Here is a 24,907-nt window from a genome sequence, read left to right as displayed (position 1 = left end):
TCCAACGATTGGCCGCAGATGCGCGCGCAGCATTCCCCAGGCAGTCAAACTCGCCCCTTTTCATCTCACCTGACAAGCGACGGTTTTACATGGTCCGGGTTAATGGCTGATTGCGTCGTCCAGGAGCCTCATGCGCCGGGAGAGACAACATCCCCGCGTTAACGGAGGTCTGCGCTTAGAGGCTTGATCGGAATTAACAATCAGGTCACTACTTGCACGGAAAAAGTCATGACCGCGGGCGAATTTCGCCACAATCCGGAGACTATCTTGCGCCTCGATCAAGCCTGTCTGATTTGCCTGAAAGTCCTCACTATGCGCTTCCTGATTGCTGCCCTGCTCGGAACTGCCAGTCTCCTCTCGCCGCTGAGCGGCTTCGCGCAGAGTTCGGACGTGGAAGCCACCATCCAGTCGGTGGATCTCAACGACCTGACGCTGACACTGGATGACGGGAAGACCTACAAGGTTCCGGAGGAGTTCAATTTCGAGGGCTTGGAGTCCGGCGTGAAGGTGCTGGTCTTCTACACCGAAGTCGATGGCAGCCGCGTGGTGGATGATCTGGAGATCGTCCAGTAGGTCAGTGCCAGCCGAGGCTGCCTGTATCCAGGTCGACTTTCAGGATTTTGTCCTGTGGGACGTTCATCTTGGCCGCTTCCTCTTCGGTGGTATCTGCCACCAATCGGAAGATGGATCTTATGACGCCGCCGTGCGTGACGCAGATCGTCGGCCGGTCCAGTGATTTCAGCCAGGCACCGACCCGCCAGGAGAGAATTTCATAGCTCTCGGCATCCGTGCCCGGCGGAATGAAGTTCCACTTTTGCGCATCTCTCGCCAGCAGTCGTTCCGGTGCGAAATCGTGCACCTCTGCCAGCGTATGACCTTCCCAATCCCCGAAGGAAAGCTCGAGCAGTCGCTCGTCCGTACGGTAGGCGGATGGGTCGAGCCCCATTGCGGTACGTAGCCGCTCCATGGTCTCCCGCGTACGGGAAAGGGGGCTGGCAACGAAGTCGTAGGAGGAAGGATCTCCGATCATCTCCAGGAGAACCCGCCCGTTGCGGGTCGCCTGAGAGCGACCGCGCTCGTTGAGCGCAATGTCCTTTTGTCCCTGGAGGCGCCCTTCGGCATTCCAGTCCGTCTGGCCGTGGCGGACCATGTAGATGAGCACGGCCTTCGTTCCCTGGCGTCAATCCTTGATGACGGAGATGTCCGGAGCATCGACGGCTTTCATGCCGACGACATGATAGCCGCTGTCGGCATGATGGACTTCGCCCGTAACCGACCGCGACAGGTCGGACAGCAGGTAAAGGCCGACATCACCCACTTCCTCGATGGTGACCGTACGACGCAGCGGCGCATTATACTCGTTCCACTTCAAGATGTAGCGGAAGTCGCCGATCCCGGAGGCAGCCAGCGTCTTGATCGGGCCGGCGGAAATGGCATTGACGCGGATATTCTTGGGGCCGAGATCGACCGCCAGATACTTCACACTCGCCTCCAGCGCCGCCTTCGCCACGCCCATGACGTTGTAGTTCGGCATGACCTTCTCGGCGCCGTAATAGGTCAGGGTCAGCATGGAGCCACCGTCTGACATCAGCTTTTCGGCGCGTCGCGCCACAGATGTGAGCGAATAGACGGAGATCCGCATCGTCTTGTCGAAATTGTCGGCCGTGGTGTCGACGTAGCGACCGGTCAGTTCATCCTTGTCGGAGAAGCCGATGGCGTGGACGAGGAAATCGATCTTTCCCCAAAGCTTTTCGATCTCCGCAAATGCGGCATCGATGCTTGCCTCATCTCCGACATCACAGTCGCCCGCAACCACGGCACCGATCTCTGCGGCAAGCGGTTCGACCCGCTTGCGAAGGGCATCGCCCTGGTAGGTGAAGGCGACCTCGCCTCCCTGTGCGTGGATGGCCTTGGCAATGCCCCAAGCGATCGAGCGGTTGTTGGCGACGCCCATAATGACGCCGCGCTTGCCTGCCATGAGGCCTGAAGCCTGAACCATGCTGTGTCCCCTGAGACCAAAGTCGAAACCTGAAAAGTCAGGCCTGCCTATGGCATAGGCGGTTCAACCGTTCAAGTTGACCTGGATCATCTCATGTAGCCACTCGTAACAAAGAGTGCATGACAGGGTGGCGGCCAGCCATACTCAGACGTAGAGGCCCTCGCGCATGTGCCGCATCAGGTCCGTCACTTTCGCGTCGGGCTTTTCCCACAGCATCACCCGCAGTTCGACCACCAGCTTGCCGCGATTGCCTTCGCCATCGGCAAGCCCGAGCTCTTCCAGTTCAATGGCCCGATCCGACCCCGACCACGGCGGGACCGTGATCTGCCTAGGTCCCTCTGGCGTTTCGACATGGGTTTCGGTTCCGAGCACGGCGTCCTCGAGCGAGATCGGCATGATGGTGTGGATATCGTATCCCTCGATCCGGAACTTTGCGTCGGTGACCAGCTTGATGGTCACGAGCAGGTCGCCGCGCAGCATGCCTGGCACCTTAAGACCTTGGCCCTTCAGGCGCGCAACATGGCCTGCAGTCATGCCGGGCTCGAGCCGGAAGTGAACCTCGCGATCCTCCGGCAGCTTGATCGCCACCCAGCTCTGCTTGAGAAGCTCTTCAAGGGAAACATGCGCTTCGACGGCATGATCCGGCGCCTTTTCCGGCGGAGCATTCACCCCGCGAATGCGACGGACGAGTGACGCGATGAGATCAACCGCCTGCACGGGCAGCGGCCGCGGCTCCGGCGCGATATTGCCGCCTTCCGACGGATTTTTGTCCGTTCCGGCAGCCGAACCCGAGGAGAAAGATGAAGGTTGGGGCTGAGCCTTTCTGCTTGCCTCGCTGTCTTGCGTCGTCCGGCCTTCGTCGGCGCTCGCACCTGCATCCTTCGCGGCGCCAAATATCCGTTCGACCATGTCTTCGGCAGCTTCCGTCTCGGGCGCTGCCGCCTTGGCATTCGCCTGGGCCTGCGCGCGCTGGGCATTGGCCCGTGCGAGCTCCTCCATGACCTTCTCGGCATTCGCCTTGGCCGCCTTGGCGCGCTCGGCAGCTTCGCGTGCAGCCTGGCGCTGCTGCAGGATGGTTTGGTGGGCGTCGACGGCGCGGTCGTAGCGCTTGCGGCGCTCAGGGTCCTTCAGAACCTCATAGGCCCGGCCGACTTCCGCGAAACGGCTCGAAGCACCCGGGTCGCTTTGATTGTGGTCAGGATGGACGGATTTGGCCTTCGAACGCCAGGCAGCCTTGATCTCGTCTGCATCGGCATTTCGTTGCACACCAAGAACAGAGTACGGATCACGCATGAAATGACCACCGGTTCAAAGAATGGCGTACCCCACGATGTGTGGCCCCGCCTGTTATCACGACAACAACGTTCACGGAGTCGACCGGTTCCTTTCCCGGTGTCTCCGCGGCACTGAAGGTTATCAGGACAATTGTGAATCAGTGGTTACGCGTGCCGTGCAGGGTGCCGGACGGTTAAAATTCTACTGACGATCGAAAGCAGTCAGCAACCAGTCGCCCCGACCCGTCATGCATGCCTGGCCGGAGAACATCGCTATTCCCTCGTAGGAGTGACGGGTGGTCTTGAAGTCGCGGCAGACCCGGCCTGCATTCCGCGCTTCCTTTATGGTCGATACCACGCCTGCGCTGCCGGTGGCCGTGTTTGCCCAGGGCAGGGGCGTATCGCCGACCTTGGCAAGATCGGCCGATGTCACGGCGTTGCGGACGGTCGCCTCGTCCGACAGGACGTCTTCTGATCCGCTGCGTGGCACGGTTCCCGTCGAGATGGAGCGATCGACCTTCGATGCGCTGCCGAGCAGGTCAAGACTGCTGGTACATGAGGTCGAGGAAAGCGCGATCGATATCAGGGCGAACGCATGCGTACTTGTTCGGACCAGCCACTTTGAGCGCTTGTTCGACTTTGCTATCAGTACCACCTTGCGTCCTGTCCGGGCTGAGTCACGGGCAAATTCACCAGTCGGGAGTGTTTTAGTCAATATGTCTGAGAGTGGGTTAACAACGAGTGACTTCACCGAAGAACACGAGCCTTTTGCCCTGTTCGGAAAGTGGCTGAAGGAAGCGGAGACATCCGAGCTAAATGATCCGACGGCCGTGGCGCTCGCCACGGTGGACGATCATGGCATGCCCAACGTGCGTATGGTCCTGCTGAAGGGATATGACGAGCAGGGCTTTGTCTTCTACACCAACTTCGAAAGCCAGAAAGGCCGGGAAATCCTTGGCCAGAAAAAGGCGGCAATGTGCTTCCACTGGAAGTCCCTGCGTCGGCAGGTGAGGCTGAGGGGCGAGGTCGAGGTGGTGACCGACGCCGAGGCCGACGCCTACTACGCGACCCGTCCCCGCGGCAGCCGGATCGGGGCCTGGGCGTCGAAACAGTCCCGGCCTCTCGAAGGTCGGTTTGCGCTGGAAAAGGCCGTGGCTGAGTTCACGGCCCGATATGCAATCGGGGAGATCCCGCGCCCGGCGCACTGGTCCGGCTTCCGGATCAAGCCCGTTTCCATCGAATTCTGGCACGACCGCCCCTTCCGCCTGCATGACCGGATCGAGTTCCGGCGTCCCTCTCCCGAAGGCGCCTGGGAAAAGGTCAGGATGTATCCCTGATCCTAACGCATCAGCTTGAAGGGGATGCCGGAAGCCAGCGCCGACACGTAGCGGGGACGCTGGAAGTGCCCGTTCAGGGAAATCCGGGGTAGGGCGGTCAGCCGACCTACTGAGGTTTCGTCGATTGTCCCGGGTTGCGTGGTGACCGCCACCTCGAAGCCGACCTCCCGTGCTATCTCCATGTCCCGCTCAGTCACGGCAGCTGGAAATCCATAAGGATAGGCGAAGGCACGGGGGCGCTTGCCCGTGAGCGTCTCAAGCCAGTCCGCCGATTGCTCCAGCTCGCGGCGCGCCTCGGCCGTCGGAAGCCGGGCGACGTTGCGATGGCTGAGTGTGTGGGCGCCCGCGGAGGCGAGGGGATGCGACGCAATCCGCCGCAACTCGTCGCAACTCATGACGAGATGATCAGTGATCTTCAGCGGATCGATCCCGTGCTCGCGCGCAAGCCCATCGATCCGGGCAACCGCGACGTCCTCGGGCTCGGTCTCGACGAAGCGTGCGAAGCGATCGAACGCCTGCAGTTTCTGCGGCTCCGTGGAAAGGTCGAGGCTCTCTTCGCCTTGGCCGAAATCAAACCGAAGTGTGTCGTTGCAAGCGAGAAGACGTCCGAGCGTCTCCCACCAGAGCGCATGAGTGCGCTCGCAAAACCCGCGGGTGAAGAAGATGGTGAAGGGAACACCATGCCGCTCGAAGACCGGCAATGCGTGCTCGACATTGTTGCGATAGCCGTCGTCCAGCGTAAAGACTGCGAACGGCTGTGTGCCAGGCGACCGCAGCCGCGCAGCAACCTCATCCAGGCGAATGAACTCGTACCCATCCTCTCGGAGCTGCGCGATCGCCTGATCGAGGAATTCGGGGGTGACTTGCAGATGCCTGTTGGCGGCAAAGGACGAGGCGTCTGGCGGGCGGACGTGGTGCAGTGTGAAGATCGCGCCACGGCCCCTGGCTTTCTTGATCGCTCCGGCCCGTGTGAGCAGCGCTGCCGCTTCGAGTGCGCCGGCGATCGCCAATCGCTTGCCTCGTCGCTTCAGCAGCGCCTTCAACCGCATATTCATAGATATGGACCCGCCCCGTTGCCCCACCTGCCGGAGAAGTTAGACGGGATTGTCTTAATCGTTACTGAACCCGTTATCGGGCATCGGCCGCTCGTATAGGACGGAAAAGCCGATCACGTCTGAGTAGAAGGCACGGCTCACTCGCCAATCCGAGACGGCGAGTTCCGGAACGAGGGCATTTGCCGCCAACGCTCTAAGTCCGCGTGCCGCCGACCGTGACCTGGTCCATGCGGAGATGCGGCTGGCCGACGCCCACCGGTACCCATTGCCCGGCCTTGCCGCAATTGCCGATACCGGTGTCGAGCTTGCTGTCGTTGCCGACCATAGAAACGCGCTTCATGGCCTCAGGCCCGTTGCCGATCAGCATGGCGCCCTTGATGGCCGGGCCGATCTTGCCGTTCTCGATCATGTAGGCCTCGGTGCAGCCGAAGACGAACTTGCCGGAGGTGATGTCGACTTGCCCGCCGCCGAAGGATACGGCGTAGATGCCCTTCTTCACCGACGCGATGATTTCTTCCGGCGTCCTGTCGCCGCCAAGCATGTAGGTGTTTGTCATGCGCGGCATGGGTACATGTGCATAGCCCTGGCGGCGCCCGTTGCCGGTCGGCGTCATGCCCATCAACCGGGCATTCTGCCGGTCCTGCATGTAGCCGACGAGCTTGCCGTTCTCGATCAGGACGTTGTAGCCGGAGGGGGTCCCTTCGTCGTCGATGGTGATGGAGCCACGGCGGTTGTCGATCGTGCCGTCATCTACGACGGTCACGCCGGGTGCGGCGACCATTTCGCCGAGCAGTCCGGCGAAGGCGGAGGTCTTCTTGCGGTTGAAGTCGCCTTCCAGCCCATGGCCGACGGCCTCGTGCAGCATCACGCCCGGCCACCCGTTGCCAAGCACGACATCCATGGTGCCTGCGGGCGCCTCGATGGCTTCAAGATTGACCAGCGCCTGCCGGAGCGCCTCGTCGGCACCCGTCTTCCAGTTGCCGCTGGCGACGAAATCGCCGAAGCCCATGCGGCCGCCGGTGCCGAAGGAGCCCGATTCCTGCCGGTCGCCATCACCCACCACGACGGAAATGTTGACCCGCGTCATCGGCCGGATGTCCTGCACCCTGTGGCCGTCGGCCCGCAGAATGTCGATCACCTGCCAGCTGGCCGAGGCGGTGGCGGTCACCTGCCGCACCTTCGGATCCTTGCCCCTCAGATAGGCGTCGATCTCCGTCAGGAGCTTCACCTTCTCCTCGAAGCTCGGCTGGCCGATGGGGTTCTCATCACCATAGTATTTCTTGTTGGTCCGCTGCGGTGCCGCGGCATAGGAGCCGGAATAGCCGGCCGTCACCGCCCGCACCGCATCGGCTGCGCGTGATAGGGCCGCCGCTGACAGTTCGCCCGCATGCGCATAGCCCACCGATTCCCCCGCAACGGCACGAAGTCCGAAGCCCTGGTCGGTGTTGAAGCTCCCGCCTTTCAGCCGGCCGTTGTCGAATGTGAGCGATTCCGCCTGGGCATGTTCCACGAACAGCTCGCCGTCATCGGCAGCCGAAAGGGTTTCAGAGAGAATGCGGCGCAGCCTTGCCTCGTCGCAGTCGAAAAGGCTCAAGAGGTCGGTGTTCATCAGTAAAAAGCTCCCTTGCTCCCCGATGACGGGAAGCGTGTGAAACCGATGTAGGTCCGGCTACCGGCCGAAGCAAGGATCAGGGCAGGGCGTCGTAGCCGGCGGCGAAGCCGGTCAACTCGATCGGAATGCCGACGCGGTCCTGGTCGACCGATTCCCGCAACGCGAAAACGGCGTTCTTGCCGGCCCGCAGAATGCGCATCAGCTCGTCGTCGATCTCCACCTCCACATAGCATCCCTCGGAGAAGCAGCGGGTGAAGTAGGCGCGACCAATATTGTTGTTGTCGACGAAGAGTTCCATGCCGTCCTTGAGCAGGACGCCGAGCGGCGCGAGGATGCGAAGGATCTTCGCCTTGCCGTCGGCAGTCTTCAGCACAACCACCGAAAGGCCGACTTCCGGTCGGTCATCGGCGATGACGTTCTGCATCAGCGCGCACTGTTCCGACGAGGCACCCGCAGGCCTGTCGCAAATGATCGACCATGCGCCGTGGTTGGAGCGCACCGCGCCGGGCTGCTGCCTCGATGGCGTCGGTACGCGATCCTCGGGGGAAGGCGCAGCCTCCGTGCCGGGCGCCGGTGCAGCAGGTTGCTGTGCCTGCGCGGAAAGCGTCGAGCCGGCAAGGACAGCAACGAGACAGGCGACAATGATCGAGGAGCGACCCATAAAACCCTCTGGACAGCGAATCGGTGCGGCTATTCTTGGCGTTGCAGGCGCGAAATGAAAAGCCCCGACCTCTTCCCAATCGAGTGAGGCGAAAATGGGACTGGTGTCCCGGGAGAGGGAGGTGGCGCACCCGGATTTTCTGCCAAAACCCGTGAGACTCTCGGCATTTGACGAAGCGCAAAAATGCCGCACGGCGTTTTCCCGCCAGATATTGCGGCGACCGTCAAACTGTGATTGAAGCAGGTCACATAGCCTGGATTCTGCGTTTGAGGTTGATCCAGATCAAACGCCTGAGGAGAATTAGTGATGAACAGAGCTTTTGCGGTGATGACGGCGCTCATCTGTCTGCTCTTTGCTTCTGCCGGTTTCGCCGATCAGCCCACGCCCTGGCAGGTTGACCTGCAGACCCCCGCCACGCCGATCATGCAAGAAATCAAGTGGTTCAATAACTACACCCTGTGGTTCATTGTCCCCATTACCTTCCTTGTTCTGATCCTTCTGGTCGTCGTCGTTATGAAGTTCCGCGCCAGCGCCAATCCGGTGCCGTCGCGCACGAGCCACAACACGATGATCGAGATCATCTGGACGATCGGACCGGTTCTCGTTCTCTTCCTCATCGCGATCCCTTCCTTCAATCTCCTCAATGCGCAGTTGACGATCCCCACCAACCCGGATCTGACCGTCAAGGCAACCGGCACCCAGTGGCTGTGGAGCTATGAATATGAGGGTGGCGAAACTCCGCTCGCCTTTGATTCCTATATTCTCAGGGACGAAGACCGTGCCGCGGCCGGCAAGGAAGATCTCGCCGCCTATCCGCGCCTGCTCGCCGTCGACAACGAAATGGTGGTGCCGGTGAACAAGACCGTGCGCCTGCTGGTAACGGCAGCGCCGACCGACGTCATCCACGCATTCGCCATGCCTGCCTTCGGCCTGAAGATCGACGCCGTGCCGGGCCGTCTCAACGAGACATGGTTCAAGGCGGAGCGGGAAGGCATGTATTATGGCCAGTGCTCCGAGCTCTGCGGCAAGGACCATGCCTTTATGCCGATCGCGATCCGCGTCGTCTCCGAAGAGCAGTACAACACTTGGCTGGCGGCCGCTCAGTCAGACCTGGCCGGCGCCAATCGCGCCCTGATGGCTGCAGTTGACGAGTCGGGTGATGCCGTTCGCCTTGCGGCAACCGAATCCAAGTAACGAGGAGTGAGGACAATGGCTGGACCAACCGCTCACGACGATCACGCTCACGCCCGCACTGCCTCGCACGACGATGCGCACGGGCATCATGACCATAAGCCGGGCTTCTTCGCCCGCTGGTTCCTTTCGACCAATCACAAGGACATCGGCACGCTCTACCTGATCTTCGCGATCATCGCGGGCATCATCGGTGGCCTCATGTCCGTCGCGATGCGCATGGAGCTCCAGGAGCCCGGCATCCAGATCTTCCACGGCCTCGCGGCCATGGTCTACGGCTTCGAGGGTGACGCTGCCATCGACGGCGGCAAGCACATGTATAATGTGTTCACCACTGCGCATGCTCTTGTCATGATCTTCTTCATGGTCATGCCCGCGCTGATCGGCGGCTTCGCCAACTGGATGATCCCGATCATGATCGGCGCTCCGGACATGGCCTTCCCGCGCCTCAACAACATTTCCTTCTGGCTGTTGCCGCCGGCTTTCCTGCTGCTGATGCTGTCGCTCTTCGTTGAGGGGCCTGCCGGTGCCTATGGCGCAGGTGGCGGCTGGACGCTCTATCCGCCGCTGGCGACGGCTGGCCATCCGGGCCCTGCCATCGACCTGGCGATCTTCGCGCTACACGTTTCGGGCGCGTCCTCCATCCTGGGTGCGATCAACTTCATCACCACGATCCTGAACATGCGCGCTCCAGGCATGACCATCCACAAGATGCCGCTCTTCGCATGGTCGGTGCTGGTCACCGCATTCCTGCTGCTGCTCTCGCTTCCGGTTCTCGCCGGCGGCATCACCATGCTGCTGACCGATCGTAACTTCGGCACCACCTTCTTCGCACCGGAAGGCGGCGGTGACCCGATCCTCTACCAGCACCTCTTCTGGTTCTTCGGTCACCCGGAAGTCTACATCCTGATCCTGCCGGGGTTCGGCATCATCAGCCACATCGTGTCGACCTTCTCGCGCAAGCCGGTCTTCGGTTATCTCGGCATGGCCTATGCCATGGTCGCGATCGGTGCCGTCGGCTTCATCGTCTGGGCCCACCACATGTATACGGTCGGCCTGTCGCTCGACGCGCAGCGCTACTTCGTCTTCGCGACGATGGTCATCGCCATTCCGACCGGGATCAAGATCTTCTCATGGATCGCGACGATGTGGGGCGGCTCGCTCACCTTCCGCACGCCGATGATCTGGGCGATCGGGTTCATCTTCCTGTTCACCGTCGGCGGCGTGACGGGCGTTCAGCTCGCCAATGCCGGCCTCGACCGCTCGATGCACGACACGTACTACGTGGTTGCACACTTCCACTACGTCCTGTCGCTCGGCGCCGTCTTCGCCATCTTCGCGGCCTGGTACTACTGGTTCCCGAAGATGTCGGGCTACATGTACTCTGAAATGCTAGGCAACCTGCACTTCTGGGTCATGTTCATCGGTGTGAACCTGGTGTTCTTCCCGCAGCACTTCCTGGGTCTGGCAGGCATGCCGCGCCGCTACATCGACTACCCGGATGCCTACGCAGGCTGGAACTGGGTGTCCTCGATCGGCTCGTACATCTCCTTCCTCGGCGTGATCATCTTCCTCTACATGGTATGGGAAGCCTTCGCGAAGAAGCGCGTCGCCGGTGACAACCCGTGGGGCGAGGGCGCCAGCACGCTCGAATGGCAGCTCTCTTCGCCGCCGCCGTACCACCAGTGGGAACAACTGCCGAAGGTCCGCTGATCCAGGCCTGAAAGACAGGGCACCGCCTCCCGCGGTGCCCTGAGCAATAACAAAAACGGACAAGATAATGACGGTAATCGATCACGATGCAGTTGGCGACGAGAGAGGCATCAGCCTTTCTGAAGCCAGTGCGCGCGATTTCTTCGAGCTTCTGAAGCCGCGGGTGATGTCGCTTGTGGTCTTTACCGCGCTCGTCGGGCTGGTCGTGGCGCCGGGTAACATCAATCCCGTCCTGGCCGCGATCTCCGTCCTGTGCATCGCCGTCGGCGCTGGAGCATCCGGGGCCCTGAACATGTGGTATGACGCCGATATTGATGCCGTCATGTCGCGTACGGCGAAGCGCCCGATCCCATCCGGACGGATCGAGCCGCGCGAGGCGCTGGCCTTCGGCCTCACGCTCTCCGTCTTTTCCGTAGCGATCCTCGGGCTCGCCGTGAACTGGGCCGCTGCCTCGCTGCTGGCCTTTACCATCTTCTTCTATGCCGTCGTCTACACGATGTGGCTGAAGCGCTCGACGCCCCAGAACATCGTCATCGGCGGCGCGTCGGGCGCATTTCCGCCGATGATCGGCTGGGCCTGCGTCACCGGGAGCGTCTCGCTCGACAGCATCCTGCTTTTCCTCATCATCTTTCTGTGGACGCCTGCGCATTTCTGGGCTCTGGCGCTGTTCAAGATGCGCGACTACGGCTCGGTCGGCATCCCCATGATGCCAAACGTCGCCGGTGAGCGCTCCACGAAGAACCAGATCGTCGTCTATGCCGTCCTGACCGCAGCCGTCGCCGTCGCGCCCTATTTCACGGGGCTCGCGAGCCTCGGCTATGGCCTGTTCGCAGCGGTGCTTGGCGCTGTCTTCATCTACTGTTCCATCGCCGTCTGGCGCATGCCGGATGGCGACCAGAAGATGATCGCGGCGAAGAAGATGTTTGCCTATTCGGTCTTCTACCTCTTCGCGATCTTCTCCGCCCTGCTAGCAGACTATTTCGCAGCCGGGCTGGCCAATCTGGCGGGAGAGATACAATGATCGACACCATAAAGGTGACCGACAAGCAGAAGAAGTCGCGGCGCAACCGCAACATTGCACTTGGGCTGGTTCTCGCGGGGCTGGTCGGTCTCTTCTACGTCATCACCATCGTCAAGATCGGCGGCATCGGCGGTTGAGGAGCGGAACATGACGCAGGTTAAGGCATCACAGGACAGACGGGTCGGTAACGGCACGATCATGGCGATGTGCTTCGTCTTCGTCGGCGGCATGATCGGCATGGCCTATGCGGCGGTGCCCCTCTACCAGCTGTTCTGCCAGGTGACCGGTTACAATGGCACGACCCAGCGGGCGGAGCAGTATTCCGACGTCATTCTGGATCAAACGCTCCCTGTAACCTTCGACGCCAACACGTCGAACGGCCTGAACTGGGATTTCAAGGCGGCGAAGCGCATCGAGCCGAAGATCGGCGAGACCGTGCAGGTGACATTTACCGCGACGAACAGGTCGAGCGAACGCACCACCGGTACCGCGGTCTTCAACGTCACGCCCATGGAGGCGGGGGCCTACTTCAACAAGGTCGAGTGCTTCTGCTTCACGGAGACGACGCTCCAGCCGGGCGAGAGCCTGGAAATGCCGGTGGTGTTCTTCGTTGATCCGGAGATCACCAAGGCCGAGGAAACAAAGAACATCAAGACGATCACGCTGTCTTACACCTTCTACCCCTCGCAGCCGTCCAAGCCTGTTGCGGCGGTTCAGGAAAAGGGTAAGCCGGTCAATGGGCAACTTTGAGAGGATTCGCCGGTTTTCCGGCGAGCATGCAATGATCCGGGGATTCTGACATGGCCGACGCGCATCAGAAACATCACGACTACCACATCATCGACCCAAGCCCCTGGCCGCTTATCGCGTCCATCGGCGCCTTTATCATCACCTTTGGCGGTGTCGGCTACATGCGTTACCTGAACGGTGGCGAGTTCAACATGCTCGGCATCAACTGGGCGTCGCCGTGGCTGTTCTACATTGGTCTCGCGATCATTCTCTACACCATGGTTGGCTGGTGGAGCGACACCATCAAGGAAGGTCGCGAGGGCAACCACACGCGGGTCGTCTCCCTGCATCTCCGCTACGGCATGATCATGTTCATCGCCTCCGAAGTGATGTTCTTCGTGGCGTGGTTCTGGGCCTTCTTTGATGCGAGCCTTTTCGCCAACGAGGCGATCCAGGCTTCGCGCGTGGAGTTCACAGGTGGACAATGGCCGCCGGCCGGCGTCGAGGTTCTCGATCCCTGGCACCTGCCGCTCTACAACACCGTCATCTTGCTTCTCTCCGGTACTTGCGTGACCTGGGCCCACCACGCCCTGCTGCACAACGACCGCAAGGGGCTCGTGAACGGTCTCGCACTCACCGTCGCGCTTGGCCTGTTGTTCTCCTTCGTGCAGGCCTACGAATACGCAACCGCTCCGTTCGAGTTCTCCAACTCGATCTATGGCGCGACCTTCTTCATGGCGACGGGCTTCCACGGCTTCCACGTCCTGATCGGCACGATCTTCCTGATCGTCTGCCTCATCCGTGCGATGCGTGGCGGGTTCACCCCGCAGCAGCACTTCGGGTTCGAGGCTGCGGCATGGTACTGGCACTTCGTCGACGTGGTGTGGCTGTTCCTCTTCTTCTCCATCTACATCTGGGGTGGTTGGGGCGCTCCGCTCGCCCATTGATCGGGCGGGTCGAAAAGACCACATAGTATCGAGGGGGCGGCGCAAGCCGCCCTTCTGCTTTCGAGGACTGACGAGCGGCATGAACGGATGAACCACAACACGCAACTCCACCCGACGAGCCGGCTCAGGTCGGTCGTGACGTCGATCCTCGTTCTGCTCGCTCTTGCCATCCTTCTCTCACTCGGCACGTGGCAGGCGCAGCGTCTGGTCTGGAAGGAGCAGTTGCTCGCAAACATTGCGGAGCGCCACGCAGCGCCGCCGTTGAATGTCACGGAGATCGAGGCGCTGCTGGCCCGAGGCGAGGATATCGAATACCGCGCCATGACGGTGACGGGCGTTTTCGATCACGACCGGGAACGGCACTTCTTCGCTACCCATGAAGGACGTACCGGCTTCTACATCTACACACCGCTGACAGTCGCGGATGGCGGAAGGCTCTTCGTCAACCGCGGCTTCGTGCCGTATGATCTGAAAGATCCAGCTCTGCGCCCGCAGGGCCAGGTTGAAGGAGTGGTGACGGTGAGCGGTTACGCCCGCTCCGAGCTACTGGAGAAGCCTTCGGCCATTGTTCCCGATAACGACATTGCCAAGAACCTCTTCTATTGGAAGGATCTCGACGGGATGGCCTCGTCAACCGGTCTCGACCGACGGGAGGTCCTCCCCTTCTTCATGGATGCGGATGAGGCCGTGAAAAATCCCGGTGGATGGCCGCAGGGAGGTGTGACGCAGTTTTCGCTGCCCAACAATCACCTGCAATATGCGGTGACTTGGTACGGACTGGCAGCGGCACTGGTCGCGGTTGTTGCGGGTGTCTGGTGGCGGCGCCGCCGGGCTTGAACGACAACTGACGAAGTTTTGCTTGGCGGTCGGGGAAGGGGTCGCCTATATGAACGGCAACATCCAATTCCCAGCCAGCGGGTCGCATGAACATCCATACCGAACAACACCTGGCCAAGCCGCCTCTGACAATCCGTCTCTGCGGCCCTCGCGGGTTCTGCGCCGGCGTCGATCGTGCCATCCAGATCGTCGTCCTTGCGCTGAAGGCCTATGGCGCGCCGGTCTATGTCCGGCACGAGATCGTCCACAACCGCTATGTGGTTGAAGGGCTCGAAGCCAAGGGCGCTGTCTTCGTCGAGGAGCTTGACGAGATACCGCCGGAGCATCGCAACCAGCCGGTGGTCTTTTCCGCGCACGGGGTGCCGAAGTCTGTACCGGCCGATGCGCAGGCCCGAAACCTCTTCTATCTCGATGCTACCTGCCCCCTCGTATCCAAGGTCCACAAGCAGGCCATGCGCCACCAGCGCCTCGGGCGGCATGTCATCCTGATCGGCCATGCGGGCCATCCGGAGGTGATCGGCACCATGGGGCAGCTTCCGGAAGGCAGCGTTTCCCTGGTCGAGACCGTGGAGGATGCCGAAGTCTATCTGCCGGAAGATCCGGACAATCTCGGCTTTGTGACGCAGACGACGCTTTCCGTCGACGATACCGCCGGCGTGATCGCCAAGCTGCAGGAGAGGTTTCCCAATCTGCAGGCTCCGGCTGCCGATTCCATCTGCTATGCCACTACCAATCGCCAGGACGCCGTCAAGGAAGCAGCGCCCGGCTGTGACATCTTCATCGTCGTCGGCGCCCCGAACTCCTCCAACTCCAAGCGCCTTGTCGAGGTGGCACTGAGGGCGGGCGCCCAACGCTCGCTACTGGTGCAGCGCGCCTCGGAACTGGATTGGGACGAAATCGGTCCGATCTCCACTCTCGGCATATCGGCAGGCGCGTCTGCTCCGGAAGTCATCGTGGATGAGATCATAGGGGCCTTCCGTGAACGGTATGACGCGACCGTCGAACTGGCCATCACCGCCGAGGAGACAGAAAACTTCCTCGTCAATCGCGAGCTGCGCGGCGTGCCCCTCACGCGAGAGGACATGGCCTTCGTGAACGGGTGACTTTTCGGCCGCCGGCGCGATAGTGTAGCGCCGATTCCCGAGGCGCCTCTGCGCCTCGCGCCGTTCATTGCGAGACACAGCCTTGGCCGTTTATACAGATATCACCGAAGACGACCTCAGAGACTTCCTGACCCAGTACGACGTCGGTGAGCTTACCTCCTACAAGGGCATCGCCGAGGGCGTCGAGAATTCGAACTTCCTGCTGCACACCACCCGTGAGCCGCTCATCCTGACCCTCTATGAGAAACGGGTGGAGAGGGCGGATCTGCCCTTCTTCCTCGGCCTGATGCAGCATCTGGCTGATCGCGGTCTCTCCTGTCCGCTGCCTCTGCCGCGCCGCGATGGTGCATTGCTCGGAGAGCTTTCAGGACGACCGGCGGCGTTGATCTCCTTCCTTGAGGGCATGTGGCTGAGGAAGCCGGAGGCGAAGCATTGCCGCGAAGTCGGCCGCGCCCTGGCGCAGATGCATCTTGCCGGGGAGGGGTTCCAGCTCACACGCCCCAACGCCCTGTCGCTGGAGGGCTGGAAGACCCTCTGGGAGAAATCCGCCGACCGTGCCGACGAAGTCGAGGCGGGACTGGAGGAGGAGATCGGGTCAGAACTCGCCTATCTCGATTCATGCTGGCCCCGCGACCTGCCGTTCGGTGTCATCCATGCAGATCTCTTTCAGGACAATGTCTTCTTCCTCGGAGACCAGTTGTCCGGCCTGATCGATTTCTACTTCGCCTGCAACGATATGCTCGCCTATGACGTCGCTATCTGCCTGAATGCCTGGTGCTTCGAGAAGGACGGCTCCTACAATCTCACAAAGGGCATGGCGCTCCTGGAAGGCTATGACGCGGTCCGCCGGCTTTCGAGGCAGGAGAGGGATGCGCTGCCCGTCCTCTGCCGGGGATCCGCCCTGCGCTTCTTCCTGACCAGGCTCTATGACTGGCTGACCACGCCGGAAGGAGCGCTTGTCGTGAAGAAGGATCCGCTCGAATACCTGAGGAAGTTGCGCTTCCATCGATCGATTGCCTCGAGCGTCGAGTATGGCCTGCCGGCGGAAGTGGCCTGATGAAGCACGTCGAGATATTCACGGACGGTGCCTGCTCCGGCAATCCCGGCCCCGGTGGATGGGGCGCGATCCTCCGCTATGGTGAGACGGAGAAGGAGATGTCCGGCGGCGAGGCGCAGACCACCAACAACCGCATGGAACTGATGGCCGCCATCCAGGCGCTCAATGCTCTCAAGACCCCCTGCGAGGTCGATCTTTATACCGACAGCGCCTACGTGAAGGACGGCATCTCGAAGTGGATCTTCGGCTGGAAGAAGAACGGCTGGAAGACCGCCGACAAGAAGCCGGTCAAGAATGCCGAGCTTTGGCAGCAGCTGGAGGAGGCGCGCAACAAGCACAAGGTGACGCTGCACTGGATCAAGGGCCATGCCGGACATCCGGAAAACGAGCGCGCCGACGAACTGGCGCGGCTCGGCATGGCGCCTTTCAAGAAGCGCTGACCAAGTTCTACCGCTCTCCTGCACTCACCCCGCAGGCTTCATCCGGAGCGAAACAGTCTCGATCCATAGCCGAGTTTCGGGGTTGCCCCACGCTCGGCGATACCTATTGTGCTCCACCGGACCATCGGGAGGTTGGAATGATCCTTCATTGTGTATTTCTGAGATTCAAGTCGGCCGTCCAGGCGCAGGAGAAGCAGGAGATCTACGACTCCATCAGCGCGCTGGTTGGCGCAGTACCCGGGATGATCGATGTGAAACACGGACCGAACGTCTCGCCCGAAGGGTTGAACAGCGGTTTCCGCGACGGGTTCATCGTCCGCTTCGAGGACGCCGAGTCCAGGGATGCCTATCTCGTGCATCCGGACCACGTCGCCGTAGGTGATCGTATCGTCTCGCTGACGGATGGAGGACTTGCCGGCCTCATGGTCTTCGACATGGACGTATGAAAAAAGGGAGCCGTTCGGCTCCCTTTTACGATGGGATGGTCGAGAGCGTTACAACTGCTCGATCATCGCCGCGGCGCCCGACACGGTGGCCTGGCCGGGGGAATCTTCGACATTGAGGGATTTTACGACTCCGTCCTCGACCAGCATGGAGTAACGCTTCGAGCGAATCCCGAGTCCGCCGGCAGATAGATCCACATCGAGCCCCAGCGCTTTGGTAAAGGCGCCGTCCCAGTCGGACAGGTAGTGGATCTTGCCCATCCCGCCCGATGATTGTGCCCAGGCACCCATCACATGCCAGTCGTTGACCGCAACGACGGCGATATCATCGACGCCGCGCGACAGGATGGTGTCGCGATTTTCGAGATAGCCGGGCAGGTGATTGAGCGAGCAGGTAGGCGTAAAGGCGCCGGGCACGGCAAAGAGGACGACGCGCTTGCCCTTGAACAACTGCTCTGTGGTGATTTCCACGGGGCCGTCGGCCGTCTTTTCCTTGAAGGTTGCGGAAGGCAGCTTGTCGCCGATGGCAATGGTCATGGGAGTCTCCTCATCGATGGGCGCCCCAGCGCCGTCATCGGCACTATAGGTATGCTTCAGTTGAAGACAAGCGAGCTTTCCATTGCCCGGTCACCGGCAATCACCAGTACTCCCCAAGTCTTGCCTTTGACGTCGTAACCCTGCGGCAGCTTGTCGATCGGGATGTCCAGGCTGTAGTCGCGGCCTGTCACTTCCCCCTTGCCGCCGTCGAAGAAGGCGTGGCCTTCGGGACCGGTTACGATCACCTGAGGGGCCTCGGCTATCTCGGCGGGCAGTCGCAACTGAAGCTTCAATAGCTCCTCGTCCGAAAGGGCGTGATGGATCACCTTGAAATCTTCAGAGGCGGGTTCCGGCAGACGTGTCTCGGCGGAAGCAAGCAGCATGGCTTCCTCCATCGATGGGCCGGTATCCGCAAGCTCGAGGGCAAAGTCCGCTTGGAAGGGAATGCAGATGTTGCGGCACAGCCCAACGAAGGCCGAAACGCCCACCTTGACCGGCTTGCTAATATCTTCCACCTTGAGTTCGAACGGCAGCGTTACCGGGTGATCGTAGCCGATATCCCGCAGGTCGCCGCTGTCGATGCGCTTCGGCACCGGATACTCCATCTTCTTCAGTTCGACCGCCGCCTCTTCGGGGAAGCTCAGCTGCGGCGGGATGCCGGCGTCGCCAGGCTCCCTCCAGTAGGTCATCCAGCCTGGATTCGGTTCGATTTGCAGCGCGCCGCGGATCGTGCCATCGCTTGCAGGAGGCAGGGCGACAAGCCGCATTCGCCCGCCCTCATTGGTGGCCCAGGGTGTCGTCTCGGAAAAGGCAGGCGCTCCGAGGCCGATGGCGATTGCCACGCCCAGAGCCACGCTTGTGGCCCGGCTGCTCGCGAAACTGTGTCTGACGGCGCCTGTTCTCATGAAAGCAATGCTCTACCTCAGCCTTTAAGATCAGGCCAGTCACCAGATTGGCGGCGCCGATCATTTTCGGTTGATTGAGCCAGGGCGCTGCCCCATCTTGATATCATCAAGCTCGCTTCGGCACGGTGTGTCAAACGCGGCAAAGGAGGTTCATATGGTCGAGAAAAGTCTCCGGGATGCGGGCGAGCCAGGCTTTCTCGATGGCCAGTTCCTGATAGCCATGCCCGGACTGCAGGACGGCAACTTCGTGAGGTCGGTGATCTACATATGTGCCCACTCCCCCGCCGGCGCGATGGGCTTCATCATCAACCGCGCACAACCTGTGTCCTTCGTTGACCTCCTGCTTCATCTCGATCTCATGGAGGGGCGCGACATTGCCGGACTGCCAGAGACAATTCGTCGTTTCCCTGTGTTCATGGGTGGGCCAGTCGAGACGGGGCGGGGCTTTGTCCTCCACTCCGACGACTATGAGAGCGAATCCAGCATTCCCGTCAATGAGGATATCTCGCTGACCGCGACGCTCGATATCGTGCGCGCCATCACGGAAGGGCGCGGGCCGAAGCGTGCGACCATGCTGCTCGGGTATGCGGGCTGGGGACCGGGTCAGCTCGAAGCCGAGCTTTCAAACAATGGATGGTTGAACTGCACGGCGACCGAGGCACTGATCTTCGATACCGCGCTCGACACGAAATACGACCGGGCACTGGCTTTGCTGGGGGTCACGCCCGAAGCCTTGTCGACAGACGTCGGCCACGCATGATCCGTTTCGGGGAACGAAGCCCAGCCCGTCGCGTTATCCTGACGAAGGCAATTGTGCCGTCGACAAGGAGAACAAGACATGGGTAGCACCGGCGACAAGATGGCAGGCAAGGCTAATGAACTGGCCGGCAAGGCACGGCAGGCTGCCGGCGACGCAATGGACGATCGTGAGATGGAAGCCAAGGGCGCCGCACAGGAAGCCAAGGGCCACGGCCAGCAGGCCAAGGGCGAACTGAAGGAAGGCGTTAAGAACGTCGTCGACCGAGCCTAACCCGCCAGAGCTTGAGAACAAAAGCCCCGCACCGACGATGGCGCGGGGCTTTCTCGTGCCTGAAATTCCCTATCCTACGCGCGCTTCGTCAGCGGGAATCGCTCCCTGAGAAGCCGCAGCGTCGCCTCGCTGCTGGTCGGTGGCCCGAAAAGGAAGCTCTGGCCAAACTGGCAGCCCATCTTCGCAAGTTCGGCTGCATCCTCGTCGGTCTCGATGCCTTCTGCGACGACGGCCATTTCCAAAGCACGCGCCATCGCGATGACGGACCGAAGCAGTACAGCCCGCTTCTCCCGGACATCACGAACGAGCGCCTTGTCCACCTTGATCGTGTCGAACGGGAACTGAGTCAGATAGGCGAGCGACGAGTAGCCGGTCCCGAAATCATCGAGTGCAAGCCCTATCCCGAGCTCCTTCAGCTTCGTCAGGACGAGCCGCGCCTGTTCCGGATTCTCCATCATCACGGACTCGGTCAGCTCCAGCTTGAGCTGGCGCGGGTCGCATTCGCTCTTTGCCAGCAAGGCCCGCACGTCGTTGTAGAGGCCGTTGTTCAACACTTGGGCGCTGGAGAGATTAACCGCGACGAAGATCGGCAGGTCGCCCGTCTGGCGCTGCCAGCCGATCAGGTCACTCGACGACCGTTCTAGGGCAAACATGCCGAGCGGCCCGATAAGGTCGGAGCTTTCGGCGATCGGAATGAACTCGGATGGCGGAATGCTGCCCTTGCGTGGGTGGTCCCATCGCAGCAGCGCCTCAAAACCGGCAACCTCGCCATCGCTGAGCCGGATGACCGGCTGGTAGGCAAGCGACAGTTCCTTCCGTTCGATGGCGCGACGCAGGTCCGTCTCGATCTGCAACCGGTCCGTGCCCGAGGAGCGGAAGATCGGCCGGAAGGGTTCGACCCGGTTGCCGCCGCCGCGCTTGGCCCGATACATGGCGAGCTCGGCATTACTGAGCAGTTCACTGCCGCTTTCCTGCTGGTCCACCCATGACGCCAGCCCGATAGAGGCCGTCAGGATAATCTCGCGATTGGCGAAATTGATCGGCACCATGATCGCCTTGGATATCGCGTCGGCGAAATCGGCAACCTTCACCGGGTCCTGCTCTGAGACCAGGATTAGTCCGAACTGATCGCCGGCGAGCCTGGCCAGCGTATCCTGCGGGCGCAGCAGGCGGCGAAGGCGGCGCGTCAGCGCGATCAGGATGTTGTCGCCCGCGGCGATCCCAAGGGCATCGTTGACCTGCTTGTAGCGGTCGATGTCGATCGCCATCACCGTCGGCCGAACGCTGTCGCTGCTCGAGGCGAGCGTCAGCACTGCCTGCAGCCGGTCCAGGAAGACCTGACGGTTCGGAAGGCCCGTCAGGTTGTCATGCATGGCATCCTGCAGCAGCCGTTCGACCGAGTTCTTCTGTTCAGTGATATCGATGATGGTGCCGACGCAACGGATGATCTCGCCGTCGGAGCCGAGGACGGGACGCGCGCGGATCTGCATCCAGTGAAAGTGCCCGTCCTCCGCCCGCAGCCGGAACTCATGAGCCAGTCTGCCGCGCCGGTGCTCCAGCAGGACGTCGAGCGTGGCCTTGAAACGGTCGCGGTCGTCGGGGTGAAGCCGGGGCAGCCAGTTGCGAACCGGTCCATGCATCAGTCCGGCGGGCAGCCCGAGCTTGAGCGAGACATCCGGGATCGTCACCACCCGGTCGCGTGCGACATCCCAATCCCATACGGTGTCGCCGGAGCCGGTCAGCGCCAGGGATTGGCGCTCCAGATCGGAGAACAGCCCCTGTTGATAGGCACCGCCTGCAAAGGCGTGCTGCATGACGGTAAAGCCGATGAGAAGCACGATGAGGACCAGCCCTCCACCGAGTGCCGGCTGAATGATGTCGTTGTCGAGCTGGCCGGTGACGGTCAGCCAGGCGCCGAACAGCCAGACAAGGGTAAGTGCCCAGGTGGGGACGAGCAGGATCGCCCGGTCGTAGCGGTTGAGACCGAGGTAGACGATCAGCAGTATCCCGGCCGTCGCCGTCAGTGCGAAGGACAGGCGCGCAATTCCTGACGCGACGGAGGGGTCGTATATGGCGACCCCGAAGAGGAGGGCGAGGCAGAAGACCCAGGCAAGCGTCGCGTAGCCGAGATTGACGTGCCAGCGATTGAGATTGAGGTAGGTAAATAGAAAGATAACCAAGCTGGAGGCGAGGGCGACCTCGGCACAGGCACGCCATACGCGCTGGTCGCTGGCCGTGATGCTGATCAACTGGTCCAGGAAGCCGAAGTCGACGCAAATATAGGCAAGCACCGCCCAGGCGAGCGCCGCTGCCGCCGGCAGCATGGATGTGCCCTTGACGACGAAGAGAATGGTCAGGAACACAGCGAGCAGTCCGGCGATGCCCAGCACGATGCCGCGATAGAGCGTGAAGGCGTTGACCGTGTCCTTGTAGGCGGCCGGTTCCCAAAGATAGAGCTGCGGCAGGGAAGGGGTCGAAAGCTCGGCGACGAAGGTGATGACGGAGCCGGGATTGAGCGTGATCCGGAAGACGTCCGCATCGGGGCTAGGTTCGCGGTCAAGCGCGAAGCCCTCGCTCGGGGTAATGGCCATGATGCGTTGCGAGCCGAGGTCGGGCCAGAACATCTTAGAACCGACCAAACGGAAATGTGGCGCGACGATCACACGCTCGAGCTGTTCCTCGGAAACGTTGGCCAAGGCGAAAACCGCCCAGTCTCCCTGGTGGGTCGGCGAGCTGGAGCGGACCTCGATGCGACGGCGGATGCCGTCGGCACCAGCTGCCGTGGAGACCTGGAAGGCCTCTCCCTGATTGGTATGGATGTCCGTCATCTCGGTGAGATCGAGAGCGGTATCGTCCCGGGAAATCTTCACCGGTTCGGCGGCGTGGACATCGGATGCAAAGGGGGCAGAGCTCGCTACGAATGCAGCGAGAAGGAACAGCATCACGCGCGAGGAAAGCCAGGTCAGACTGCGGACATTCATGGCCGCGTCATCTTCCCGAATTCACCATCTTCCGGCAGTCGGGAGAACATCACGTGATCGCGCCATTCCCCGTTGATCTTCAGATATTTTCGCAAAAGACCTTCTCGCTCGAATCCGGCTTTGTCCAGCAACCGGACACTCTTCCAGTTTTCCGGAATACAGGCTGCTTCAATCCGGTGCAACTGCAGTTGCCCGTAGATGTATGGGATGGCGATTTTAAGGGCGGCGAGCATGTGCCCCCGGCCCGCATGGCGCTCACCCATCCAGTAGCCGATCATGCAGCTCTGGGCGGCCCCACGCCGGATATAGCCGATGGTGAGTCCCCCGAGCAGCGTCAGGTCGGGACGACTGAAGAGCAGCAGTGGGATAGCATAGCCTGCCCGATACTCCTCACCGCTGCGCTTCACCCGTGCGCGGAACGAAGTTTCCGACAGTTCCTCCTCCCGCCAGGTCGGCTCCCAGGGCTGGAGAAAACTGCGGCTTTCCGCTCGCAGTTCCGACCATTGGGTGAAATCACGATTTTGCGGAAGGCGAAGCAGATGGTCTTCGCCATACAGAAGCGGGCCCTGCGGCTGTCGTGACAAAAACCGAAAGATCGATCCCGTCATGTCCACTCCAGATGGTCGTCGGGCGGCGAGCGCGCAGTCTGTGATGGACGCTGCCGAGGCCTCGGCCGCGTTGGTTTGAAGCTGAGAACGGGCTACGGTCCGTTCAGCAGCGGTGCTTAGCCGGCGGCTCGCTCCCCCGCCTTCGCGGAGGGGGCAAGACTCACGGAAATCTCCTCCATCGAAGCAAGCTTGTCGATCGGACCGACGGCAGAAAGCGTGGGCTTGGTGTCGAAGAACAGTCTCCCGGAGAGGTCCGTCAGCCGCTGCGTGGTGATCCCCTGGAGCCGTTCCATCATCTCATGGTTGGGGATCGGCCGGCCGTAGAGGATCATCTGGCGGGCGATCTGTCCGGCGCGCGCGGCGGGGCTTTCCTGTCCCATCAGCAGCTGCGCGCGGATCTGCGCCCGGGCCCGGTCGATCTCCTGCTCATGGATCGTATCGGAGGCCTTGCGCAGTTCCTCGATGATGACCGGCAGCAATTGCGGAATGTCCTCGCCCCCTGTCGCGGCATGGATCCCGAAGATGCCGGTATCGGAAAAGCCCCAGTGGAACGAGTAGACCGAGTAGCACAGGCCGCGATGCTCGCGCACCTCCTGGAAGAGGCGCGATGACATGCCGCCGCCGAGGATGTTGGCGAGGATCTGCGAGCAGTAGAAGTCCCGCATGTGGTAGGCCTTGCCCTCGAAGCCGATGAGAAGCTGCGCATCCATCAGATCGCGCACTTCCCGCATCTCCCCGCCGGTATAACGGGCAGTCTCGAGAACAGGCGGGGCGCTGGGCGTCAGCGGCAGGCCTGCAAACCGCTCCTCGACCTGCTTGCAGAACTGGTCGTGGTCGACCGCGCCTGCCGCCACGACGAACATGCGGTCGGTGGTGTAGTTGCGTGAAAGGTAGTTGCGGATCTGCGTCGGCGTGAAGCTCTTCACCGTCTCGGGCGTGCCCAGGATAGGTCGTCCTATCGTCTGGTCCCGATAGGCGATCTCGGAGAACTTGTCGAACACGACATCGTCGGGCGTATCGTTCGCAGCGCCGATCTCCTGCAGGATGACGTGCTTTTCCCGCCGCAACTCCTCCTCGTCGAACAGGGACTCTGTCAGGATGTCGGCCAGAAGATCGACGGCCAGCGGTACATGGTCCTTGAGCACGCGCGCATAGTAGGAGGTCGTCTCCGTGGAGGTGGCAGCATTCAGCTCCCCGCCGACATTCTCGATTTCCTCGGCAATGTCGCGGGCGCTGCGCCTTGCTGTGCCCTTGAACGCCATGTGCTCGAGGAGATGGGCAATCCCGTGTTCGTCTTCGGTCTCGTTGCGCGAGCCGGACTTGATCCACACGCCGAGGGCGACGCTCTCCAGATGGGGCATTGCCTCGGTTACAACCGTCAACCCGGAAGAAAGCCGGGTTACCTGTACATTCATCGCTTGTCTTTC

27 protein-coding genes and 1 pseudogene are annotated in these 24,907 nt (G+C 61.6%); 15 read left to right on the top strand and 13 right to left on the bottom strand.

The window, feature by feature from the left end; translation table 11 throughout:
- Window positions 1–312 precede the first annotated feature (312 nt).
- A complete protein-coding gene (locus tag ACEPP2_RS00505; RefSeq protein ID WP_052641748.1) occupies window positions 313–573 on the top strand; it encodes a DUF1344 domain-containing protein in 261 nt (86 codons plus the stop codon).
- 1 nt (window position 574) lies between these two features.
- On the opposite strand, the gene ACEPP2_RS00500 is transcribed toward ACEPP2_RS00505, so the two are convergent.
- The 4 genes from ACEPP2_RS00500 to ACEPP2_RS00485 all read right to left on the bottom strand — a co-directional run bounded on the left by ACEPP2_RS00500 (window position 575) and on the right by ACEPP2_RS00485 (window position 3,928).
- The gene (locus ACEPP2_RS00500; RefSeq protein ID WP_395515451.1) at window positions 575–1,162 is read right to left on the bottom strand and encodes a histidine phosphatase family protein; all 588 of its coding nucleotides are present in this window, start codon (window positions 1,160–1,162) and stop codon (window positions 575–577) included.
- A gap of 18 nt (window positions 1,163–1,180) precedes the next feature.
- Complete coding sequence (gene fabI / locus ACEPP2_RS00495) at window positions 1,181–1,999, bottom strand: enoyl-ACP reductase FabI (RefSeq protein WP_077548112.1); 819 nt, start codon at window positions 1,997–1,999, stop codon at window positions 1,181–1,183.
- A gap of 144 nt (window positions 2,000–2,143) precedes the next feature.
- Window positions 2,144–3,292, bottom strand: a complete 1,149-nt coding sequence (locus tag ACEPP2_RS00490) for a DnaJ C-terminal domain-containing protein (protein WP_395515450.1) — start codon at window positions 3,290–3,292, stop codon at window positions 2,144–2,146.
- Between the two features lie 183 nt (window positions 3,293–3,475).
- Window positions 3,476–3,928, bottom strand: a complete 453-nt coding sequence (locus ACEPP2_RS00485) for an RT0821/Lpp0805 family surface protein (RefSeq protein ID WP_052637204.1) — start codon at window positions 3,926–3,928, stop codon at window positions 3,476–3,478.
- Window positions 3,929–3,989: 61 nt separating this feature from the next.
- Here ACEPP2_RS00485 and pdxH point away from each other — a divergent pair, with 61 nt between their 5' ends.
- Window positions 3,990–4,610, top strand: coding sequence for a pyridoxamine 5'-phosphate oxidase (gene pdxH / locus ACEPP2_RS00480; protein WP_077548110.1), 621 nt, complete (start codon window positions 3,990–3,992; stop codon window positions 4,608–4,610).
- A gap of 2 nt (window positions 4,611–4,612) precedes the next feature.
- Here pdxH and ACEPP2_RS00475 read toward each other — a convergent pair whose 3' ends face one another.
- The 4 genes and pseudogenes from ACEPP2_RS00475 to ACEPP2_RS00460 form a co-directional block, all read right to left on the bottom strand.
- Window positions 4,613–5,653, bottom strand: a complete 1,041-nt coding sequence (locus tag ACEPP2_RS00475) for a polysaccharide deacetylase family protein (RefSeq protein WP_395515789.1) — start codon at window positions 5,651–5,653, stop codon at window positions 4,613–4,615.
- A gap of 75 nt (window positions 5,654–5,728) precedes the next feature.
- Window positions 5,729–5,854: pseudogene (locus ACEPP2_RS00470) on the bottom strand (bleomycin resistance protein); the annotation flags it as partial.
- Between the two features lie 4 nt (window positions 5,855–5,858).
- A complete protein-coding gene (gene tldD / locus ACEPP2_RS00465) occupies window positions 5,859–7,274 on the bottom strand; it encodes a metalloprotease TldD (protein WP_395515449.1) in 1,416 nt (471 codons plus the stop codon).
- 79 nt (window positions 7,275–7,353) lie between these two features.
- On the bottom strand, window positions 7,354–7,938 hold the full coding sequence (locus tag ACEPP2_RS00460) for an invasion associated locus B family protein (protein ID WP_281978429.1): 585 nt from the start codon (window positions 7,936–7,938) through the stop codon (window positions 7,354–7,356).
- 306 nt (window positions 7,939–8,244) lie between these two features.
- Between ACEPP2_RS00460 and coxB the strand changes: the two genes are divergently transcribed.
- The 11 genes from coxB to ACEPP2_RS00405 all read left to right on the top strand — a co-directional run bounded on the left by coxB (window position 8,245) and on the right by ACEPP2_RS00405 (window position 17,422).
- The gene (gene coxB / locus ACEPP2_RS00455) at window positions 8,245–9,132 is read left to right on the top strand and encodes a cytochrome c oxidase subunit II (RefSeq protein ID WP_395515448.1); all 888 of its coding nucleotides are present in this window, start codon (window positions 8,245–8,247) and stop codon (window positions 9,130–9,132) included.
- Window positions 9,133–9,147: 15 nt separating this feature from the next.
- Complete coding sequence (ctaD, locus tag ACEPP2_RS00450) at window positions 9,148–10,842, top strand: cytochrome c oxidase subunit I (RefSeq protein ID WP_142590091.1); 1,695 nt, start codon at window positions 9,148–9,150, stop codon at window positions 10,840–10,842.
- 67 nt (window positions 10,843–10,909) lie between these two features.
- Entirely contained in the window at window positions 10,910–11,863 is a 954-nt protein-coding gene (locus ACEPP2_RS00445; protein WP_395515447.1) for a heme o synthase, read from the top strand.
- Window positions 11,860–12,000 (top strand): hypothetical protein, encoded by a 141-nt coding sequence (locus tag ACEPP2_RS00440; protein WP_162197768.1) that lies wholly within the window; start codon window positions 11,860–11,862, stop codon window positions 11,998–12,000. Before ACEPP2_RS00445 ends, ACEPP2_RS00440 begins: the two co-directional genes overlap by 4 nt.
- A gap of 10 nt (window positions 12,001–12,010) precedes the next feature.
- Entirely contained in the window at window positions 12,011–12,613 is a 603-nt protein-coding gene (locus ACEPP2_RS00435) for a cytochrome c oxidase assembly protein (RefSeq protein WP_077548103.1), read from the top strand.
- Between the two features lie 50 nt (window positions 12,614–12,663).
- Window positions 12,664–13,539, top strand: a complete 876-nt coding sequence (locus tag ACEPP2_RS00430; protein WP_077548102.1) for a cytochrome c oxidase subunit 3 — start codon at window positions 12,664–12,666, stop codon at window positions 13,537–13,539.
- 87 nt (window positions 13,540–13,626) lie between these two features.
- The gene (locus ACEPP2_RS00425; RefSeq protein WP_395515446.1) at window positions 13,627–14,376 is read left to right on the top strand and encodes an SURF1 family protein; all 750 of its coding nucleotides are present in this window, start codon (window positions 13,627–13,629) and stop codon (window positions 14,374–14,376) included.
- Window positions 14,377–14,462: 86 nt separating this feature from the next.
- On the top strand, window positions 14,463–15,479 hold the full coding sequence (gene ispH, locus ACEPP2_RS00420) for a 4-hydroxy-3-methylbut-2-enyl diphosphate reductase (RefSeq protein ID WP_281978426.1): 1,017 nt from the start codon (window positions 14,463–14,465) through the stop codon (window positions 15,477–15,479).
- An 82-nt stretch (window positions 15,480–15,561) separates the two neighbouring features.
- Window positions 15,562–16,536 carry a homoserine kinase gene (locus tag ACEPP2_RS00415; RefSeq protein ID WP_395515445.1) on the top strand — a complete coding sequence of 325 codons (975 nt, stop codon included), beginning with the start codon at window positions 15,562–15,564 and terminating at the stop codon, window positions 16,534–16,536.
- Entirely contained in the window at window positions 16,536–16,976 is a 441-nt protein-coding gene (gene rnhA / locus ACEPP2_RS00410; protein ID WP_052637217.1) for a ribonuclease HI, read from the top strand. Before ACEPP2_RS00415 ends, rnhA begins: the two co-directional genes overlap by 1 nt.
- 137 nt (window positions 16,977–17,113) lie before the next feature.
- Window positions 17,114–17,422: a Dabb family protein gene (locus ACEPP2_RS00405; RefSeq protein ID WP_142590094.1), complete on the top strand. Its 309-nt coding sequence runs from the start codon at window positions 17,114–17,116 to the stop codon at window positions 17,420–17,422.
- Window positions 17,423–17,470: 48 nt separating this feature from the next.
- Here ACEPP2_RS00405 and ACEPP2_RS00400 read toward each other — a convergent pair whose 3' ends face one another.
- Both ACEPP2_RS00400 and ACEPP2_RS00395 read right to left on the bottom strand, forming a co-directional pair.
- Window positions 17,471–17,956: a peroxiredoxin gene (locus ACEPP2_RS00400; protein WP_395515444.1), complete on the bottom strand. Its 486-nt coding sequence runs from the start codon at window positions 17,954–17,956 to the stop codon at window positions 17,471–17,473.
- 56 nt (window positions 17,957–18,012) lie between these two features.
- Complete coding sequence (locus tag ACEPP2_RS00395) at window positions 18,013–18,861, bottom strand: protein-disulfide reductase DsbD domain-containing protein (protein WP_395515443.1); 849 nt, start codon at window positions 18,859–18,861, stop codon at window positions 18,013–18,015.
- Window positions 18,862–19,015: 154 nt separating this feature from the next.
- Here ACEPP2_RS00395 and ACEPP2_RS00390 point away from each other — a divergent pair, with 154 nt between their 5' ends.
- Together ACEPP2_RS00390 and ACEPP2_RS00385 are read left to right on the top strand one after the other, a co-directional pair.
- Window positions 19,016–19,621, top strand: a complete 606-nt coding sequence (locus ACEPP2_RS00390; RefSeq protein WP_395515442.1) for a YqgE/AlgH family protein — start codon at window positions 19,016–19,018, stop codon at window positions 19,619–19,621.
- Between the two features lie 78 nt (window positions 19,622–19,699).
- A complete protein-coding gene (locus tag ACEPP2_RS00385) occupies window positions 19,700–19,891 on the top strand; it encodes a CsbD family protein (RefSeq protein WP_077548094.1) in 192 nt (63 codons plus the stop codon).
- A gap of 74 nt (window positions 19,892–19,965) precedes the next feature.
- Here the strand turns inward: ACEPP2_RS00385 and ACEPP2_RS00380 are convergent, their stop codons facing one another.
- The 3 genes from ACEPP2_RS00380 to ACEPP2_RS00370 form a co-directional block, all read right to left on the bottom strand.
- A complete protein-coding gene (locus ACEPP2_RS00380; protein WP_395515788.1) occupies window positions 19,966–22,833 on the bottom strand; it encodes an EAL domain-containing protein in 2,868 nt (955 codons plus the stop codon).
- Window positions 22,834–22,868: 35 nt separating this feature from the next.
- The gene (locus ACEPP2_RS00375) at window positions 22,869–23,480 is read right to left on the bottom strand and encodes a GNAT family N-acetyltransferase (protein ID WP_281978422.1); all 612 of its coding nucleotides are present in this window, start codon (window positions 23,478–23,480) and stop codon (window positions 22,869–22,871) included.
- Between the two features lie 116 nt (window positions 23,481–23,596).
- Window positions 23,597–24,895: a M16 family metallopeptidase gene (locus ACEPP2_RS00370; protein WP_395515441.1), complete on the bottom strand. Its 1,299-nt coding sequence runs from the start codon at window positions 24,893–24,895 to the stop codon at window positions 23,597–23,599.
- Between the last annotated feature and the right edge of the window lie 12 nt (window positions 24,896–24,907).

This window comes from Pseudorhizobium flavum (assembly GCF_044142885.1).
Taxonomy (GTDB): domain Bacteria; phylum Pseudomonadota; class Alphaproteobacteria; order Rhizobiales; family Rhizobiaceae; genus Neorhizobium; species Neorhizobium flavum.
Note: the sequence above shows the minus strand (reverse complement) of the source record. Positions and strands in the feature narration are given on the sequence as shown.

Excerpts from the sequence above, each read along its gene's own strand:
- ACEPP2_RS00505 (WP_052641748.1), top strand. The coding sequence starts at position 313 with ATGCGCTTCCTGATTGCTGCCCTGCTCGGAACTGCCAGTCTCCTCTCG.
- fabI (WP_077548112.1), bottom strand. The coding sequence starts at position 1,999 with ATGGTTCAGGCTTCAGGCCTCATGGCAGGCAAGCGCGGCGTCATTATG.
- ACEPP2_RS00490 (WP_395515450.1), bottom strand. The coding sequence starts at position 3,292 with ATGCGTGATCCGTACTCTGTTCTTGGTGTGCAACGAAATGCCGATGCA.
- pdxH (WP_077548110.1), top strand. The coding sequence starts at position 3,990 with ATGTCTGAGAGTGGGTTAACAACGAGTGACTTCACCGAAGAACACGAG.
- tldD (WP_395515449.1), bottom strand. The coding sequence starts at position 7,274 with ATGAACACCGACCTCTTGAGCCTTTTCGACTGCGACGAGGCAAGGCTG.
- ACEPP2_RS00460 (WP_281978429.1), bottom strand. The coding sequence starts at position 7,938 with ATGGGTCGCTCCTCGATCATTGTCGCCTGTCTCGTTGCTGTCCTTGCC.
- coxB (WP_395515448.1), top strand. The coding sequence starts at position 8,245 with ATGAACAGAGCTTTTGCGGTGATGACGGCGCTCATCTGTCTGCTCTTT.
- ctaD (WP_142590091.1), top strand. The coding sequence starts at position 9,148 with ATGGCTGGACCAACCGCTCACGACGATCACGCTCACGCCCGCACTGCC.
- ACEPP2_RS00445 (WP_395515447.1), top strand. The coding sequence starts at position 10,910 with ATGACGGTAATCGATCACGATGCAGTTGGCGACGAGAGAGGCATCAGC.
- ACEPP2_RS00440 (WP_162197768.1), top strand. The coding sequence starts at position 11,860 with ATGATCGACACCATAAAGGTGACCGACAAGCAGAAGAAGTCGCGGCGC.
- ACEPP2_RS00435 (WP_077548103.1), top strand. The coding sequence starts at position 12,011 with ATGACGCAGGTTAAGGCATCACAGGACAGACGGGTCGGTAACGGCACG.
- ACEPP2_RS00430 (WP_077548102.1), top strand. The coding sequence starts at position 12,664 with ATGGCCGACGCGCATCAGAAACATCACGACTACCACATCATCGACCCA.
- ACEPP2_RS00425 (WP_395515446.1), top strand. The coding sequence starts at position 13,627 with ATGAACCACAACACGCAACTCCACCCGACGAGCCGGCTCAGGTCGGTC.
- ispH (WP_281978426.1), top strand. The coding sequence starts at position 14,463 with ATGAACATCCATACCGAACAACACCTGGCCAAGCCGCCTCTGACAATC.
- rnhA (WP_052637217.1), top strand. The coding sequence starts at position 16,536 with ATGAAGCACGTCGAGATATTCACGGACGGTGCCTGCTCCGGCAATCCC.
- ACEPP2_RS00405 (WP_142590094.1), top strand. The coding sequence starts at position 17,114 with ATGATCCTTCATTGTGTATTTCTGAGATTCAAGTCGGCCGTCCAGGCG.
- ACEPP2_RS00400 (WP_395515444.1), bottom strand. The coding sequence starts at position 17,956 with ATGACCATTGCCATCGGCGACAAGCTGCCTTCCGCAACCTTCAAGGAA.
- ACEPP2_RS00395 (WP_395515443.1), bottom strand. The coding sequence starts at position 18,861 with ATGAGAACAGGCGCCGTCAGACACAGTTTCGCGAGCAGCCGGGCCACA.
- ACEPP2_RS00390 (WP_395515442.1), top strand. The coding sequence starts at position 19,016 with ATGGTCGAGAAAAGTCTCCGGGATGCGGGCGAGCCAGGCTTTCTCGAT.
- ACEPP2_RS00385 (WP_077548094.1), top strand. The coding sequence starts at position 19,700 with ATGGGTAGCACCGGCGACAAGATGGCAGGCAAGGCTAATGAACTGGCC.
- ACEPP2_RS00380 (WP_395515788.1), bottom strand. The coding sequence starts at position 22,833 with ATGCTGTTCCTTCTCGCTGCATTCGTAGCGAGCTCTGCCCCCTTTGCA.
- ACEPP2_RS00375 (WP_281978422.1), bottom strand. The coding sequence starts at position 23,480 with ATGACGGGATCGATCTTTCGGTTTTTGTCACGACAGCCGCAGGGCCCG.
- ACEPP2_RS00370 (WP_395515441.1), bottom strand. The coding sequence starts at position 24,895 with ATGAATGTACAGGTAACCCGGCTTTCTTCCGGGTTGACGGTTGTAACC.